This is a genomic window from Shewanella sp. 10N.286.45.A1, assembly GCF_041470405.1.
Classification (GTDB): Bacteria; Pseudomonadota; Gammaproteobacteria; order Enterobacterales; family Shewanellaceae; genus Shewanella.
In genome coordinates this window covers 1-318 of sequence record NZ_JBFRMK010000446.1, presented here as the reverse complement: position 1 = coordinate 318, position 318 = coordinate 1, and the positions used below count along the sequence as shown (strand labels likewise).

The 318-nt window shown below is 46.5% G+C and carries 1 protein-coding gene and 1 pseudogene; one reads left to right on the top strand and one right to left on the bottom strand.

The window, feature by feature from the left end:
* A partial coding sequence (locus AB4238_RS22325) for a hypothetical protein (protein WP_372035814.1) occupies nucleotides 1-194 on the bottom strand: 194 nt, incomplete at its 3' end.
* Between the two features lie 51 nt (nucleotides 195-245).
* Between AB4238_RS22325 and AB4238_RS22320 the strand changes: the two are divergent.
* Nucleotides 246-318: pseudogene (locus AB4238_RS22320) on the top strand (Mobile element protein); the annotation flags it as partial.

The window sequence follows — 318 nt, the reverse complement described above, 5'->3', positions numbered from 1 at the left end:
AGGGCAAGGCCGTGTCGCCGGGCTTTGCTGATTTTTTCCAGCGGAGCAAACACTGTACTTGCAACCGCCAGTATGGAAATACATAGGCAGCCATAGTTAATGCTATGGTTACTTAGAGTGTAGCGGTTCGCCGCTAGGCTATGGTATGTGCGAGTTTTATAGACAACTAACCGAACATACATAGTTAATGGCATCAATCGCGACCTCCAACTAAGCTTGAACTGAGCATTGAACAAGGAGGTTGCATGCCACGCCCAAGACGAACACTTATTAGTATTGAAGACACTCCCTACTATCATTGTTGTAGCCGTGTAGTTC